This window comes from Virgibacillus sp. 7505 (genome assembly GCF_002272135.1).
In the GTDB taxonomy this organism is placed as follows: Bacteria; Bacillota; Bacilli; order Bacillales; family Amphibacillaceae; genus Terribacillus.
Genome location: NZ_NPBF01000018.1, coordinates 213,823 through 229,481 on the forward strand (window position 1 = coordinate 213,823; position 15,659 = coordinate 229,481).

At 45.1% G+C, this 15,659-nt stretch carries 17 protein-coding genes; 14 read left to right on the plus strand and 3 right to left on the minus strand.

All coding sequences use genetic code 11. The features are described 5' to 3' along the window. The first annotated feature begins 18 nt into the window (after positions 1–18). The gene (locus tag CHH91_RS06905; RefSeq protein ID WP_095222713.1) at positions 19–1,419 is read left to right on the plus strand and encodes an L-cystine transporter; all 1,401 of its coding nucleotides are present in this window, start codon (positions 19–21) and stop codon (positions 1,417–1,419) included. 45 nt (positions 1,420–1,464) lie between these two features. Here the strand turns inward: CHH91_RS06905 and CHH91_RS06910 are convergent, their stop codons facing one another. After that, complete coding sequence (locus CHH91_RS06910; protein WP_095222714.1) at positions 1,465–1,797, minus strand: YolD-like family protein; 333 nt, start codon at positions 1,795–1,797, stop codon at positions 1,465–1,467. A 113-nt stretch (positions 1,798–1,910) separates the two neighbouring features. On the opposite strand from CHH91_RS06910, the gene CHH91_RS06915 reads away from it, so the two are divergent. From CHH91_RS06915 to CHH91_RS06965, 11 genes are all read left to right on the plus strand, one after another. Next, positions 1,911–2,129, plus strand: a complete 219-nt coding sequence (locus CHH91_RS06915; protein WP_095222715.1) for a WYL domain-containing protein — start codon at positions 1,911–1,913, stop codon at positions 2,127–2,129. A gap of 73 nt (positions 2,130–2,202) precedes the next feature. Continuing rightward, positions 2,203–2,940: a YqcI/YcgG family protein gene (locus tag CHH91_RS06920; RefSeq protein WP_095222716.1), complete on the plus strand. Its 738-nt coding sequence runs from the start codon at positions 2,203–2,205 to the stop codon at positions 2,938–2,940. A gap of 71 nt (positions 2,941–3,011) precedes the next feature. Beyond that, entirely contained in the window at positions 3,012–4,163 is a 1,152-nt protein-coding gene (locus CHH91_RS06925) for an exonuclease SbcCD subunit D (protein WP_095222717.1), read from the plus strand. A gap of 1 nt (position 4,164) precedes the next feature. Further along, positions 4,165–7,272: an AAA family ATPase gene (locus CHH91_RS06930; RefSeq protein ID WP_095222718.1), complete on the plus strand. Its 3,108-nt coding sequence runs from the start codon at positions 4,165–4,167 to the stop codon at positions 7,270–7,272. Between the two features lie 13 nt (positions 7,273–7,285). Beyond that, entirely contained in the window at positions 7,286–7,534 is a 249-nt protein-coding gene (locus CHH91_RS06935) for a DUF2584 family protein (protein WP_095222719.1), read from the plus strand. A 168-nt stretch (positions 7,535–7,702) separates the two neighbouring features. Further along, complete coding sequence (gene vrrA, locus CHH91_RS06940) at positions 7,703–8,251, plus strand: VrrA/YqfQ family protein (RefSeq protein ID WP_095222720.1); 549 nt, start codon at positions 7,703–7,705, stop codon at positions 8,249–8,251. A gap of 67 nt (positions 8,252–8,318) precedes the next feature. Next, a complete protein-coding gene (gene msrA / locus CHH91_RS06945) occupies positions 8,319–9,272 on the plus strand; it encodes a peptide-methionine (S)-S-oxide reductase MsrA (protein ID WP_095222721.1) in 954 nt (317 codons plus the stop codon). A gap of 76 nt (positions 9,273–9,348) precedes the next feature. Then, a complete protein-coding gene (locus CHH91_RS06950; RefSeq protein WP_095222722.1) occupies positions 9,349–10,107 on the plus strand; it encodes a TerC family protein in 759 nt (252 codons plus the stop codon). A gap of 5 nt (positions 10,108–10,112) precedes the next feature. Then, positions 10,113–11,183 carry an AbrB family transcriptional regulator gene (locus tag CHH91_RS06955; protein ID WP_095222723.1) on the plus strand — a complete coding sequence of 357 codons (1,071 nt, stop codon included), beginning with the start codon at positions 10,113–10,115 and terminating at the stop codon, positions 11,181–11,183. Further along, positions 11,183–11,386: a DUF6501 family protein gene (locus tag CHH91_RS06960; RefSeq protein ID WP_095222724.1), complete on the plus strand. Its 204-nt coding sequence runs from the start codon at positions 11,183–11,185 to the stop codon at positions 11,384–11,386. Before CHH91_RS06955 ends, CHH91_RS06960 begins: the two co-directional genes overlap by 1 nt. A gap of 130 nt (positions 11,387–11,516) precedes the next feature. Further along, a complete protein-coding gene (locus tag CHH91_RS06965; RefSeq protein ID WP_095222725.1) occupies positions 11,517–12,068 on the plus strand; it encodes a histidine phosphatase family protein in 552 nt (183 codons plus the stop codon). On the opposite strand, the gene CHH91_RS06970 is transcribed toward CHH91_RS06965, so the two are convergent. After that, positions 12,065–13,252 carry a M14 family metallopeptidase gene (locus CHH91_RS06970; RefSeq protein ID WP_176465707.1) on the minus strand — a complete coding sequence of 396 codons (1,188 nt, stop codon included), beginning with the start codon at positions 13,250–13,252 and terminating at the stop codon, positions 12,065–12,067. The genes CHH91_RS06965 and CHH91_RS06970 overlap by 4 nt on opposite strands. A gap of 232 nt (positions 13,253–13,484) precedes the next feature. On the opposite strand from CHH91_RS06970, the gene CHH91_RS06975 reads away from it, so the two are divergent. Continuing rightward, entirely contained in the window at positions 13,485–13,724 is a 240-nt protein-coding gene (locus tag CHH91_RS06975) for a ferredoxin family protein (protein WP_093728423.1), read from the plus strand. An 87-nt stretch (positions 13,725–13,811) separates the two neighbouring features. After that, on the plus strand, positions 13,812–15,323 hold the full coding sequence (locus tag CHH91_RS06980; protein ID WP_095222727.1) for an FAD-dependent oxidoreductase: 1,512 nt from the start codon (positions 13,812–13,814) through the stop codon (positions 15,321–15,323). Positions 15,324–15,357: 34 nt separating this feature from the next. On the opposite strand, the gene CHH91_RS06985 is transcribed toward CHH91_RS06980, so the two are convergent. Further along, positions 15,358–15,630 (minus strand): acylphosphatase, encoded by a 273-nt coding sequence (locus CHH91_RS06985; protein WP_176465708.1) that lies wholly within the window; start codon positions 15,628–15,630, stop codon positions 15,358–15,360. Positions 15,631–15,659: the final 29 nt, after the last annotated feature.

A 15,659-nucleotide genomic window follows, 5' to 3' on the forward strand; every position in this document is an offset into this window, starting at 1 on the left:
TATATTTTAATAAGGGGGATGATTTGTGTGGACTTATTCACTATTGTGAACATTATTATTCTTATTGCCTTAATCGGCGTACTCTTTTACATGCAAAAGAAGCATGTTTCCTTTTCCAAACGGGTACTGACCGGGTTGGCTCTCGGTATTGTGTATGGAGTGGTACTGCAGTTAGTTTATGACCCAGCCTCTGAAACCATCGTCATGACGAATGATTGGTTTGGTTTGGTAGGAAGCGGTTATGTGAAGCTTTTACAGATGATCGTCATGCCGCTTGTTTTCATCTCGATTGTAGCTGCTTTTACGAGACTGGAGAAGTCTTCTAATCTTGGGAAAATAAGCGGACTTGTCATCGGCACACTTATGGTGACAACAGCAATTGCTGCAGCAATCGGAATTGCAGCTGCTGCAGGTTTTGACCTGAAAGCGATTGATGTAACAGCTGGCGATGCAGAAATAACACGTGGTGAAGATTTGGAAACAAGTCTGACGGAAGTGGAAAGCACAACAGTTCCGCAGAAGATATTGGAATTCCTGCCAGCTAATCCGTTCTTGGATTTGACAGGAGCAAGACCAACTTCCACGATTGCGGTCGTTATTTTTGCGGCATTTGTAGGAGTAGCTTACCTTGGGATTAAGAGAAAGACTCCTGAGCATGCAGCTTTCTTCAAAAAGATGATTGAAGCTCTGCATAGTCTTGTCATGCGTATTGTCACACTGGTATTGCGTCTAACGCCATATGGCATACTTGCTTTGATGGCAAAGACGGTAGCAGGCAGTGATTTTAACGCAATCGCAACATTGGGTAAATTTGTTATCGCTTCTTATGTGGCGCTGATTGCCATGTTCGTTGTTCATCTTATTGTGCTGGCTGTACTAGGACTAAGTCCAAAGCAGTATCTAAAAAAGGTCTTTCCAGTATTGGCTTTTGCCTTCACTTCCCGTACGAGTGCTGGCACTCTTCCGCTGAACGTGGAAGCACAGCGAAATAAATTAGGTGTACCAGAATCTATTGCCAACTTCTCGGCCTCATTTGGGATCACAATCGGACAAAATGGATGTGCTGGAATTTATCCAGCTATGCTCGCGGTTATGATCGCGCCATCTCAAGGTATCAATCCTTTATCACCGTCGTTCATTGCAACCTTGATAATAGTTGTTATGATCAGTTCATTCGGTGTAGCTGGAGTAGGCGGAGGAGCAACATTTGCCTCTTTGATCGTTCTTTCTACGATGAATTTGCCAGTGGCTTTAGCCGGCGTACTAATTTCAATTGAGCCGTTAATTGACATGGGCCGTACGGCACTCAATGTCAGCGGATCAATGGTATCAGGTCTCGTAACCAGCCGGACACTTGGCGAATTGGACACAAAAACATATGCTTCTGATGAAACACCAGCGAAAAGCATGGCACGTTAAGATGACCACTATGAAAAAAGCCGCCTCAACCGAGAGCGGCTTTTTTCAATGAAGCGTAATATCTATAATATGGTCGAATGGAATGCGGAGAGGGTACAAGCTATCCTTTGTGTCCAGAAGCAAATATTGCCCAGACTGCTTCAGTCCTGTAACGACGCCTGATGCATGTTCTGCATCGCGCCCTTTTCTGTACATCATACTGACTTTTGTTTTGCCAACCTGGATAGAGCGCATCTTCTGTTCCAGTTCTTCCAACTGCTGTTCATCTATGATTGGGGGCATTGTTTTTCCAATTTCCCGTCCCATTTGCTGCAGCATCTCTACATGCTCCGGCAGCATCAGGGATGTCCATTTGATTTTCCCGCGATCATTCACCATACGTCATTCCTCCTGCAAACAGTATAGTCGAACATGTGTTCTTTTTCAAGTGACACAGAACATAAGTTCGTATATAATATGTGTATGAACTTATACAGAAGGCAGGGGTCGTAATGGATAGAATTGCATTGGCAAAATTCGTAGAGCAGCAGGTCACAATGATTTATATGGCGAAGGATGGCTCCTTAACGAAGCGTCAAGTAAAAATCGAGCGAATCAATGAGTCCTCCCTAACAGGGTATTGTTATTTGCGTAAGCAGCTGCGCACCTTCCGGATGGATCGAATACTAGCTATCCAGCCACAGCGTAAATTATGGCGGATGTCTTCATAATTCCTGTCAGTCACCTGCTGTCTCCATCCTGAATAAAGTACTAGGGATTAAGCCAGGAAAAGGAGAACCAGTGATGACGATCATGTTTGACAGCTATGATGCTGACAATCACCCCAAGACTTCTTGGCAGCAAGAAGTACTTTTCACTTTTCATGATAAATTATCCGACCAGCATTTCCATTTCCCCTGCATACCAGCCACAGTCGGTCATAGGACTGGTCAATTCCGTTATGGCTTTGCCGCTGACCCGACGACAGCAGCTGCAGCTGAACAGCTGGCAGATTTTCTGTGCGCATACGGACGGCAAGCAAAGAAATTAGGTTCTTATACTTCCCTGATTATTTTCTTTGATACAACAAAGCAGCAGGAGCTTCACCTTGATGTGCCTGCTTATTTTGAAATTTTTTGGGACCTGCTCAGCAAGACGGCCGCTTATGATTCACAGAGCTGGCCAGTTCATATTCCCAAAGACCCGGAAGATGCATTATGGGAATATTGTTTCGGAGGGGAGCAATATTTCATGTTTTGTGCCACTCCAGCACATTCCAGTAAGAAAAGCCGGCATTTTCCGTGTATGATGCTGGCCATTACGCCAAGGTGGGCGCTGGAGACATTCGAATCAAAACCGAAAGCTGCAGCTGCCATCAAACAGAAAATCCGGGAACGGATCCTCGATTACGATTCTAGCGATATTCATCCTGATTTGAATGCATACGGCAATGAGGATAATCTTGAATGGAAGCAGTACTTCCTCCATGATGACAATACCTCGCCTTCCAAATGCCCTTTTCATAGAAGAAAGCAAGACTAGCAGTTTCCTGCCGGTTCTTCCCATACCACCCTTTTCTAAATCGTGCTAGAATAATAGCAGGAGGAATTCGTATGAAACTATTGCATACCGCTGATTGGCATCTTGGCAAGATCGTCAACAGCGTACATATGACAGAAGATCAAGCTCTCATCCTGGAGCAAATCAAAACGATAATCGATAGAGAACAGCCTGATGCAGTCATCGTAGCAGGCGATTTATATGATCGGGCCATTCCGCCCCGCGATGCAGTGGAACTGCTGAATAACACATGGAATTGGCTGATCGGAGATAAGGAAATACCAGTATTGTCCATCAGCGGAAACCATGACAGCCCGGATCGTCTCGATTTCGGCAGCCAGCTGTTCAAGGCAAGTAAGTTGTACATCGAAACGAAGCTGCGGCCTGGAATGACTCCGGTCACACTGGAAGATGCACATGGTCCCGTGCATTTTCATCTAATCCCGTACACAGAGCCTGCTGACGTACGTGCATTCTTCGGAGATGACACTATCACAACCCATCAACGTGCAATGGAAAAGATCATTTCCTATATTACTGATACGTATGACATGACAGAACGTCACGTTTTTGTTGGACATGCTTTCCTTGCAGGCGGTATGGAATCCGACTCTGAGGAACGGCTTTCGATGATCGGCGGGAGTCCATATGTGGATGCAGCTCTTTTCCAACCATTCACGTATGCAGCATTTGGGCATTTGCATCAGGCGCAGCGGATTGGCAGTGATCATATACGCTACAGCGGATCACCGCTTAAATATTCGTTTTCAGAGGCAAACCATAAGAAATCAGTGACAATGGTGGAGCTTGATGCTGACGGATTCCAATCTTTTGAAAAGATCGATCTCACACCTGAGCGGGACATGCGTATTGTAGAAGGATACTTTGATGAACTGATGGAAGGAACGGCAGGAAACCCGGACGATTATCTGCATATACGCCTCTTGGATGATGGGCAGCTGCTTGACCCTATGGGGAAACTGCGCAAACTTTATCCAAATATCCTTCGATTGGAGCGCAAGGCAAAAGCAGGCGCGAGCTCCATGTCCGACATCAAAGAAATCAAGGAAAAGCAGCGTATGTCGCATATGCAGCTATTTGCTGCCTTTTATGAGGAAATGAAAGGTGAAGAAATACCGGAACACCGTAAGACTCATATGGAAGCAATCATCCAGCGTCTGGTTGAGCAAGAGAGGAGAAGCTGATATGCGTGCCATTACATTGAATATGACCGCTTTCGGTCCTTACCACAAACCGCAGACGATAGATTTCCGGGAGCTTGGATCAGAATCCATCTTCTTGATCACAGGTCCGACTGGTGCAGGAAAGACGACAATCTTTGATGCAATATGTTACAGCTTGTATGGACGTGCCAGCGGAAGTGATCGTGATCAAGATTCCCTTCGCAGCCACTTCGCAGCACCGGGTGAAACGACGGAGGTACGCTACCGTTTCGCACTTCGCGGTACGGAGTATGAGGTTATCCGTTACCCGAAACAGCAGAAAAAGAAAGAGCGCGGTGACGGTTTTACAGATGATCCGGCAAGAGCGGAATTTTATGAGTGGAAAGATGGAGAGCAGGTACTGATCAGCTCCAGAATCAAGGAAGTGAACGAGGCAATCGAAGAGAAGATCGGTCTCGATTATGAACAATTCCGTAAAATGATTATGATTCCGCAAGGAGAATTCCGAAAGCTCATCTCTGAGAACAGTAAAGAAAGGGAAGAAATTCTACAGCGCATCTTCCGCACATACTTCTATGAACGCATGACGGAGGCTCTGAAGGACGAAGCCAAACAGCTGAAGGAAAGTTTGCAGCAGACAGAATGGAAAGAACAGCAGCAAATCAGCAAAATCGAGTGGCGTACACAGGAGCCCGCTGAGACAGACAGTGTACCAGATACGATGAAGAAGCTGCAGATAGAACTTGATGCTATAAAAGCTGCTGTCACACAGGGAGAGCAGGAGCTTGAAAAGCATAAAAACATCTGGCAGGAACGGCAGCAGCAATATTACGAAGCAAAGCAGCTCCTTGATACGTTCAAACAGCTGGAGCAAGCACTTGTCCAAAAAGAACAACTCGATCACAAGCTGCCGGAGATCAAACAAAAACAGCAGCGCCTTCGGGATATGGAACGGGCAAATCGTCTAGTACCTTATGAGCAGCAGCTCGCGACTCGCAAACAGGAGTGGCAGCGCCAGGCAAAAGCGCAGCAGGAAACGAAGGAAAGAAAAGATCAGTTAGAACAGCAGTACCTCGCTATCTCCACTTCCTACACAAAAGCAAAAGAGCTTGAACCGCAGCGAAGAAGCCGGCAGGAACAGCTGCAAAAGCAGAAGCAGCAGCTTGAGCAGTGGAAGGACTATGAAAAACGCAAACTGGAATTAACACGAATTCAGAAGATGCTTGAAGATAAGCAGCAGCGTTTACTCAAGTTAAAACAGTCACACACAGATAAGAAGAAGCACCAACATATACTGGAACAAGATTTAAGCCAGGAAGCGGCACTGATTCAAGCATTCTATGAGGATCAAGGAATACTAGAGAAACTTGATCGGCAACTGGAGGAAGCAGCTCGATTGAAGGATGCTGTCCGTCAGTTACAGGAAATGCGCACTATTTATCAGCAGACCAAAAATCTTCTGCAGGAAAAAGAGCATCATGTGCAGCAGATGCGGCAGGAGATTTCGGAGATGGAAGAAGCGCAAGCGGCCCATCATGCTGCACATCTTGCCGGACAGCTGGCATCTGGAGAACCTTGCCCAGTCTGCGGATCCACCGAACATCCTTCACCGGCTCAAACAACAACGCATCTTCAATCTTTTGAGACGCTGAAACAAAAGAGATTGATGCTCGAAGATGCCCAGCGTGCATATGATGAAGTACAGAAAAAATATGTGGAAGCAAAATCGAATGGGCAGGCCATCCGGCAGGTGACAGATGAGCTTTATCGGAACATCACAGGAGAAGCAGCATACGATCAGACAAAACTGGATGAGCTGGAACATGATATACACTCGAAAAAGGACAAAACAACAGCCTCTCTTCGTTCGAAGCAGGAAGAGCGTAAGAAGCTGGAACAAAAGAGACAGATACTGGAGCAGCTTAAACAAACGCTTGAACAAGAGCTGAAGGCCGCTGAAGAGCTCCAAAACAACCTACGCACCCTCGAGGAAACATACACTCGCGCCGAGGCAGAAGTAAGTTATCAACGTAAACAGCTCCCTGAAGTCCTTCAGGACCATTCTGAATGGGAACACCAGATCAAACTAGAGGAAGCTGCAATTGAAGCTGCGATCAGCGAATGGGAAGCTCTGCAGCACCAGTACGAGGAAATCACCATAAGCAGACAGCAAATAGCAGCGGCTTTTGAATCAACTGCAAAATTTGCAGCAGATTTGGAGCAAACGTACTTCCGGGAGGAAAAAGCATTCCTCGCTAAGCTTGAAGATGCAGGATTTGCTGATACGGAAGCTTTCAGGCAAGCCAGCGGTTCGGAGCTGGACGTAAGAAAGCTTCAGCAAGAATTGGAGCAGCATGAACAGCAGCGACGCAGTGTTTCTGAACAAATCGACTCTTTGCGTAAGCAAACCAATCAGAAGGAAAAGCCAGATTTACTTTTGTTCGAGCAAGCAGTGTCAGAAGCAGAGCAAATCTTTGAAGCGAAAAATAGCAGTCTGAATACGGCAAGAAGCTATGCCTCCCATCATGAAGATATCATGACTTCCCTGATACGGCTTCAGGAAGAAGCGGCAGATCAAAAAGCACAGTATTACGATATTGGTGAACTAGCTAATTTGGCTAAAGGGGATAACAGCCTGCGACTTTCCTTTGAGCGCTATGTGCTGACAAGCTTCTTGGATGAAATCATCCTGCAGGCGAATATACGATTAGAAGAAATGACAGATCACCGCTATCAGCTGAAACGAAGCGGCCAGATCGCAAAACGCGGCGCTCAAAGCGGTTTGGATCTTGAAGTAATCGATCATCACACTGGACAGGAACGTCCAGTCAAGACATTATCCGGTGGTGAAGGCTTTAAAGCAGCATTATCGCTTGCTCTCGGCATGTCTGATGTTGTTCAAGCGCATGCAGGCGGTGTTGAACTCGAAACCCTATTCATTGATGAAGGATTCGGAACACTGGATGAAGTATCGCTCGAGCAGGCAATTGACAGCCTGAAAGGTTTGCAGGCGAGCAATCGTGTACTCGGCATCATCTCTCACGTACCACAGCTGAAAGAAGAGATTCATACAAAACTGCAGATTGATACTTCGCCGACAGGTTCGTCAGCGAAATTCATTTTCCAATAAGGAGGAGACAACTTTGGGAACTCCCATCAATTTTGAAACAGTCCTTCGTACAGAAGGAAAAGAAAAACGCATTGACAGCAAAGAAAATATTTTTCAGCTGAAACTGCAGGGTTATCATTTATTTCCCCTGCATCAGCCAATCGATATCAAGCGAGCGAAAGATACAGATGAAATTGGCAAAGCAATCATTGTCGAATTGACGTTGAAAGAGGAACAAACTATTTGTACGTATCAGCTAGTTTCGTTATCAAGCGTCAATTAACGACATAAAATTCTACTTTAAAAGTAGATAGAGGGAGAATCTTGCGCTTGCCCGGGAAATAGAGGGCCAAAGAGGGAAATATATTGCACGCATCCAGAATAGAATGGAACAAAAGACTTCTTGCTTGCGTAGACTGGTAGAAATATTGACGCGAGAAGAGGTATGAGAATGGCAAGAAATCCATTTGGTCCCTCCGTCTTCGGGCGACGAGGCCAGCCACAGCCACCTGTAAGGAGGAATCCATTTCTTCCTCAACCGAGAGTCGCACCGCAGCAGCCACAGCGCCCACCAGGCGGCTTACCTGGTATTCTGCAAAAGATTCTGAACCGTGGAAGCAAAGGCGCACAACCAACGGCCAGAGCAGCTCTTCCTGCAACGAGCAGTTCTTCTGGAGGAGTATCGTTACTTGACATGCTGAATCATACACAAAGCGCATTAAAGGCGGCTGAGTCCTTCATGCCGATGGTACAGGAATATGGACCGATGGTGAAGAACTTGCCTTCCATGCTCAAGATGATGAAAGCTTTGAAGGATATCAACTTTGATGATGATGAGGAAGAAGCGTCTGGGGCAGAAATCAATGATGAGGGTAAGGATAAAAGCGAGGATGATAGCAAGAAGACATTGTCCTCCATCCAAAAGGAAAAAAAAGAACCATCTAAACAGAAACTGGCGAAGAACGAATCCGGAGAGTCCCTTCCGAAAATGTATATTTAAGCGTGCTACTTGATTTTTTTCCGCAAAAGAGGAAAATATATAGCATACGATGAAGGAGGGATTTATTATGGCATTACAACACGCTACCTTTGCAGGAGGCTGTTTTTGGTGCATGGTTGAACCATTTACGGAGCGACCTGGTATCGAAGCAGTAGTTTCCGGTTACACTGGCGGCGACAAACCGAATCCCACATACGAGGAAGTGTGCTCGAACACAACTGGTCATGTCGAGGCCGTTCAAATTACTTTCGATCCAGATATATTCTCTTATGAGAAACTGGTAGAAACATTTTGGCAGCAGATCGACCCTACAGATGCTGGGGGGCAGTTCCATGACCGTGGCGAATCTTACAAAACAGCGATCTTTTACCACGATGAACAACAGCGGCAAGTGGCAGAGGCATCCAAAGCGAAGCTGCAGGAGAGCGGACGTTTCCAGAAGGATATCGTAACCCCGATCCTGCCTGCCAAGCCGTTTTATCCGGCAGAAGAGAAACATCAGGATTATTACAAGAAGAACAGGTACCATTACAAGATGTACAAGCGTGGTTCCGGTCGGGAGGACTTCATCAAGCAAAACTGGGGTCCTAAAAAAGATAAAGCGAAGCTGAAAGAAATGTTGACTCCGATCCAATATCACGTTACGCAAGAGAATGGAACAGAGCGTCCTTTCGAAAACGAATATTGGAATAATACCAAAGAAGGAATCTACGTGGATATCGTATCCGGCAAAGCATTGTTTTCTTCCAAGGACCAATATGACGCCGGCTGCGGTTGGCCAAGCTTTACAAGACCGCTCGATTCTTACGAAGTGAAAGAGAATATGGATCTTTCACATGGTATGGTGCGGACCGAAGTAAGGGCAGCTGAAAGTGATTCGCATCTTGGTCATGTGTTCGATGATGGTCCGAGAGCTACAGGCGGCCTGCGCTACTGCATGAACTCTGCAGCAATGAACTTCATTTCTGTTGATGAAATGGAAAAAGAAGGTTATGGAGAGTATTTATATCTCTTCAAGTAAATAAATACAGTAACAGCTTTGCTCTTGTTCGCTATATGAAGGAACAAGAGCATTGTTTTGGACGAGGAGTATGAGAATGGATTCTACATTATGGATTGAATACGGCTGGATTCTTCTGGTATTGATTGGACTGGAAGGATTGCTTGCAGCTGATAATGCGCTTGTGATGGCGCTAATTGTAAAACATTTACCTGCTGAACAGCAGCGTAAAGCTTTATTGTATGGCCTGGGAGGGGCATTCATCTTCCGTTTCGCTTCCCTTTTCTTTGTCAGCTTCTTAGTGAATATTTGGCAGATCCAGGCTTTAGGTGCTCTTTATCTACTATATATTTGTATATCGAACCTTATCAAATTAAAGAAAAACGGCAGCGGGGAAGATGCCGAGAGTCCGTTCAGCAAGAAAAACTCTGGATTTTGGATGACAGTATTGAAAGTGGAATTAGCGGATATTGCTTTCGCGGTAGACTCTATCCTTACTGCAGTTGCTCTCGCGGCTTCCTTATCGGCTACACCACTTCCTCACATCGGCGGAATGGATGGCGGTCAATTCCTTGTTGTATTGACAGGAGGCATGATCGGTCTGATCTTAATCAGAATAGCTGCGTCTTATATCGTTAAAATCCTGGACAAGCGTCCTGGACTTGAAGCAGCTGCGTATTTGATCATCGGCTGGGTAGCAATCAAATTGGCTATCCACACATTGGCACATCCTGCATTGAAGATCATATCGGAGCATTTCCCTGACTCTGCTGGCTGGAATGCTACATTCTGGATCGTAATGGCTGTTATTGCCATCGGCGGCTGGTTTTATAAACCTAAAAGCGATAGGGCCTGACTTCCATGGGGGAAAACGGTCAATTACGCTCCATCCTGAAGTCTTATCTGATCGCCTTGATAGGTGGCGGCCTTTTCACTTTGCTGCATTTGCCGCTTCCATGGATACTTGGGCCGGTAACAGGCCTCTTGCTTTCCAAGATCATCTGGAATAACAAGACAGCTGCTTCACAGCGGCTTCGTAAAGTGAGCTATTGGCTGCTTGGTATCCAGATTGGTAACACATTTACGGTGCATACATTCCATAACGTACAGCCATACCTAATAATCTATACGCTTTTGACATTACTATTGATTGCAATTTGCATGGTCAATGCATATATGGTCAGTAAATGGGTGAATGTCGATATGAAAACAAGCATGCTCGGCAGTATACCAGGCGGTTTGTCTGCCGTATCGGCACTAAGCGAATCCATGAAGGCTAATACGGGTCTCGTAACGATATTCCAGACGATTCGCCTAGTCAGCATCCTTTTCATCATTCCGTTCGCTGCTACACATCTCTTCATGGACACAGGGAGTCAAGGAGCAGTACAGCTGCCCCAGACAGAGCAAGGAGCTTGGTGGACAATCGGGTTATATGTCCTCATGTACATAGTTGCCCGTCTGACAAACAGATTTATACCGTCATCGCTTGTTATCGTTCCGATGCTGCTTACAGCTATACTGCAAGTAAGCGGGATGCATTTATATCAGTTTCCGCATCTGTTTTTCGTCGCGGCACAGTTGACAATTGGCGTATATTTAGGTCATTCTATTTCTATAAGAGATTTAAAAAAAGCTGGCAGACTTTGTCTCTATTATACCGGTCTGTCTATACTGCTTATTTTACTTTGCTTTGGACTAGGATTTTTGTTCAGCAAGTTCACATCATTGAACATGGCTACTTCTGTACTCAGCATGGCGCCTGGAGGCCTTGTCGAGATGGCGCTGACAGCACAGACGACTGGCGGAGACCCATCCATTGTCAGCTCCTTGCAGACGATAAGGCTGCTTTTAGTAGTACTTGTTTTACCGCTTCTGCTGCAATGGACCCTACCAAAGCTCGAGAAACATCAACGAAAGGAAGAAACATGATGATCCATAAACATTGGCAAGATACGAAAACAATCAAACAAGTGGAATGTGTCCACACAGATGCAAAAAAATATGTCGTGAATACGACACTTACACCCGGAAAAATATATGATGTTAAAAATGAAACAGAAGAATTCATTTTTATTATCGACAATACAAACCGCGTCGGTGCTTTTCGGAAAGATTATTTCAAAGAAGTGTAATAAATGAACAAGGTAAAGGCTAACCTAGTAGAGGTTAGCCTTTTTTGTTGGCTAGTATTTTCCTATGCTTGTAATTGTCCGATTGTTAACCGATAATAAGGCTAAGCATAGCTAGAAGGAGATGGGGCTTGTGAAAAGGATTATTCTTGTTCGTCATTGCAATGCACAAGGACAGCATAAAGACTCGCCGCTAACGTATGAAGGAATAAATGATGCCCGATCGCTTGCTGCTTTTTTGAAACGGCTGGACTATCCGATCCAGCGTGTCCTCTCCAGCCCCTTCTTCCGGGCCGTCGAGACAATTAAACCTTTTGCCGATGCAGCAGATATACCGATAGAGCTCGACCGGCGGCTGCAGGAGCGAATCTTAAGTGAAGAACCTGTTGATGATTGGCTGGAAGTATTGGAAGAGTCGTTTGCCGACTTTGATCTGCGCCTTCCGGGCGGAGAATCATCAAATGATGCCAGAATCCGGGTGCGCGCCCTGATCGATGAACTGGAAGCTGAAGAGCATCTGGAAACTGTAGTCCTGGTCACACATGGGAATCTTCTGGCAATCCTTTTGAAGGAATTCCAGACTGATATCGGATTTTCTCATTGGAAAGGCTTTTCTAATCCGGATGTATTTCTGGTGCAGCGCACTGGCGGCAGTTATATGGTCGAACGAATCTGGAATGCCTAAATACTATCACTTGTAAGTATGACCATTAAAATGGTGCACAGCTTTTCATAAATTGTATCGACTTGTTCTAGGGGCAAGGGATTTTGTCCTTTGCCCAGTTCAATCGTAAAGCCAGGGCGTTGATATGATCCAATGAACCAATCTTTAAATCCAGCATAGTTATCGAGTTCCTTTACTGCTTTGTATCCGCTTAGATGTTCCATCTGAGCGACTAGCTTTTCCGCAGAAGGCGGCTCTTTCTCCTCGAAGCTCCAGTAGATTTCCTCTCCTTGCGTGTGCAGCGCCACAACTGAATTAAAATCTTCCTTGCGAACGAGCTCATACATACCAATCGATTCCGGTTCAGTCAAAGGCGTAAGACCCGGAAAATCACGAGAACCAGGCAGTTTCGGTTTCCGCAGCTGCTCGTATTCCCACTTGGCAGGATACTGCTTATTCAGATCAACACCTGTTATATTTGCCTTCCACCCTTGAAAGTCAGAAGAGCCCTCATTCAAGAATTGGACGAGTTCTTCATAGTCATAGGCAGCTTTACTTCCATGAATGACAAGATTAGCACCATCCGGGTTTACCATAGGTACAACTGAAAGCGTCACTTCTCGATATAACTTGCTTGCAGGGTAACCGAAAAGCTTTTTGTCATGTGTGACAGCGAGCAAGTATTCATTTACGAATCTCATAAGAGCCAAAGAAGTGATCCACTCATTGCCATGATAACTTGCATTTATATGAATCTTTTTCTTCCCTTTGCCAATTTGGAGTTCCGTTACTGGTTTTCCGAGTACCGATTTGTATACTGTACGCATGCGGATATACGGAAAAAGCTGATGAAGCGCTCTTATATCATGAAGACAAGTAGCGTAATCATAGTGCTGGCGGAAGCATGTTACCGGATAGGTCACTTGCTGCGGGAGTATGAGCTCAGTACCTGCTGGGAAGTGGGATGCGTTATACAATAGTTGAACCAGTCGGAGCGGAAGCTTATAAGCAGATGCTAAGGCAGCATCTGTCATCTCCTTATCGAGAGTGAATGACTTGGGAGCATAGCCAGGAACCTGGATAGGCTGCTGTGATTTTACATGCGTGGACAGAAACGGATTTGCAGCGAACAGGACATACGTCGGGAGGTGGAACAGTGTTGCCACCGTACTTAATTGACAGCTTTCCTGCAGTGTTATCTCCATATGGATCGCCTCCTTAGCTACAGTGTATGTCAAGTATGAAGTTTTTAGGCAGAACAGGCAAGCTGTCAAATATTGAGTACGCCCGTTGTTATTATCGAATATTGTTGTTATAATTTGAATCGATAGGGTATAAATACATATAGTTCGTTGTATTTTGCGAAGTCGCAGTATACCTGGATAAAAACCGTGTCGAATGACCGGTTCATTTATAGTAGTAGAGGAGGCTGTACACATGGCTTTTGTCATTACTTCCCCATGTGAAGCGGAAAAGGCAGGCGAATGCATGGAAGTTTGCCCGGTTGACTGTATCGCGGAAGGTAAAGATATGTTCTATATCGATCCTGACATCTGCATCGATTGTGGTGCATGTGAAGCGGTATGCCCAGTTGAAGCGATCTTCATGGAAGATGAGGTACCAGCGGAAGAAACGAAGTATATTGAAATCAACCGCAAGTTCTTCCAGGAAAATTAAGCAGATCCACTGCCAAGAGGCAGTGGATTTTTTTGTTTATCTTTTCCTCAAATAGGTTAAGTGTAACAAAAAAGGAGTTGTCACTATATGTCGACTGGCAAGCATGAATCTTATTGGATCGAAACAAGCAGTTTTCCGAACTATGAGAAGCTGCAAGAGGATACGGAAACAGAGGTTTGCGTAGTCGGCGGAGGCATCGCAGGAATCACTACTGCTTACTTACTTACAAAAAAAGGCTATAAAATCACTTTAATTGAGGCATTGAAACTTGGGCATGGTACAACAGGCTATACGACAGCCAAATTGACAGCTCAGCATGATTTAATCTATGATCAGCTAATCAGCAAATTTGGCGAAGAAACTGCTCGAATTCATTTTGATGCAGCAATGGAAACAATTGATTTTGTAAGGGAAACAGAAAAGGATTTACAGGCAGATTTTCAAATAAGCCAGGAACCCGCTTATGTCTTCACTGATGAAAAGAAAAATGTCCGCCAAATTGAAAAGGAATGGCAAGCATATGAGAAGCTAGGCATACCAGGTGCATTGGTAGACGAAATAGCACTGCCGCTTTCCGTACAAAAAGCGGTAAGGATGGATAATCAAGCACAATTCCATCCGCTTCTTTTCCTCCAAGCGATGGCAGAATACATCAGCTCACATGGCGGGCATATTTATGAAGACACTCGTGCCGAAACGATCGAAGAAGGTGAACCAGCTACTGTCAAGCTGAAGGGTGGCGGGAGTGTAACAGCCAAGCATGTGGTAATAGCTACTCACTTCCCTTTTTATGATTTCAAAGGAGCTTACTTTGCACGTTTGGATATCGCTAGATCTTACATTGTTGCAGGTAAAAGCCCGTATACCTATCCAGGCGGTATGTATATATCCATTGACAGTCCATCAAGATCTGTCCGAAGTGCAAAGGACAAGAGCGGGAATACATTATGGCTGATCGGTGGCGATGGGCATCGAACCGGTAAAGGAAATAATATGAAAGAACATTATAGTAATCTCCGCAATTGGGGCAGATCGGAATTCGATATAGGTGAATTTGATTATAACTGGTCCGCAGAGGATTTCATGAGTCTGGATAGTCTTTTCTATATCGGCCGTATAACGAAACGGACTCCAAATCTTTATGTTGCCACCGCATTTCGTAAATGGGGTATGTCCGGGGGTATCACCGCAGCGAAGGAAATCACTTCTTTGATTGAAAATGGCAAAAGTATGTATAACGATATTTACAATCCGGCAAGGCAGGATGGAATCAAAGGCATTGGTACGTTAGCCAAAAATATGGTGGAAGTGAGTAAAGAGCTCGTATCCGGAAAACTCGAGAAAACAGAAAAGACCATCGAAGAGCTGGATCGTGGTGAGGCAGGAAAAATACGACAAAATGGCATGCTTGTTGGTATCTATAAAGATAATGATGGTACTGTCCATAAAGTAGACACTACATGTACTCATATGGGTTGTGAAGTACATTGGAACAATGCAGAAACAACCTGGGATTGCCCTTGCCATGGCTCGCGCTTCAGAGCAAGCGGGGAAGTTATAGAAGGACCGGCGGTAAAGGACTTGAAAAAGGTAGATTAAAAAAACGCTCGGCTATATGCCGGGCGTTTTTCATTTACCTTACTTCAAAACGTCTGAAGCCTTGCTGTTTTTCTAAGTATTTCAAATCAACTTGTTTCACTTTTATAAAGTTATTCGGACCTTTGCGAATCTGCTGGATGAATTGTTCTACTTTTTCTGGATCACCTTCAGCATCAACTCTAACAGTACCATCTGCCTCGTTCCGGACAAAACCCACTAACTCAAGATTTCGGGCGATTTCAGCGGCAGCAAGCCGGAAACCAACACCTTGAACCTTACCTCCAACTACCATCTGAACGCATTTCATACCTATACCGCCTCCTTGCAAAACGTCTT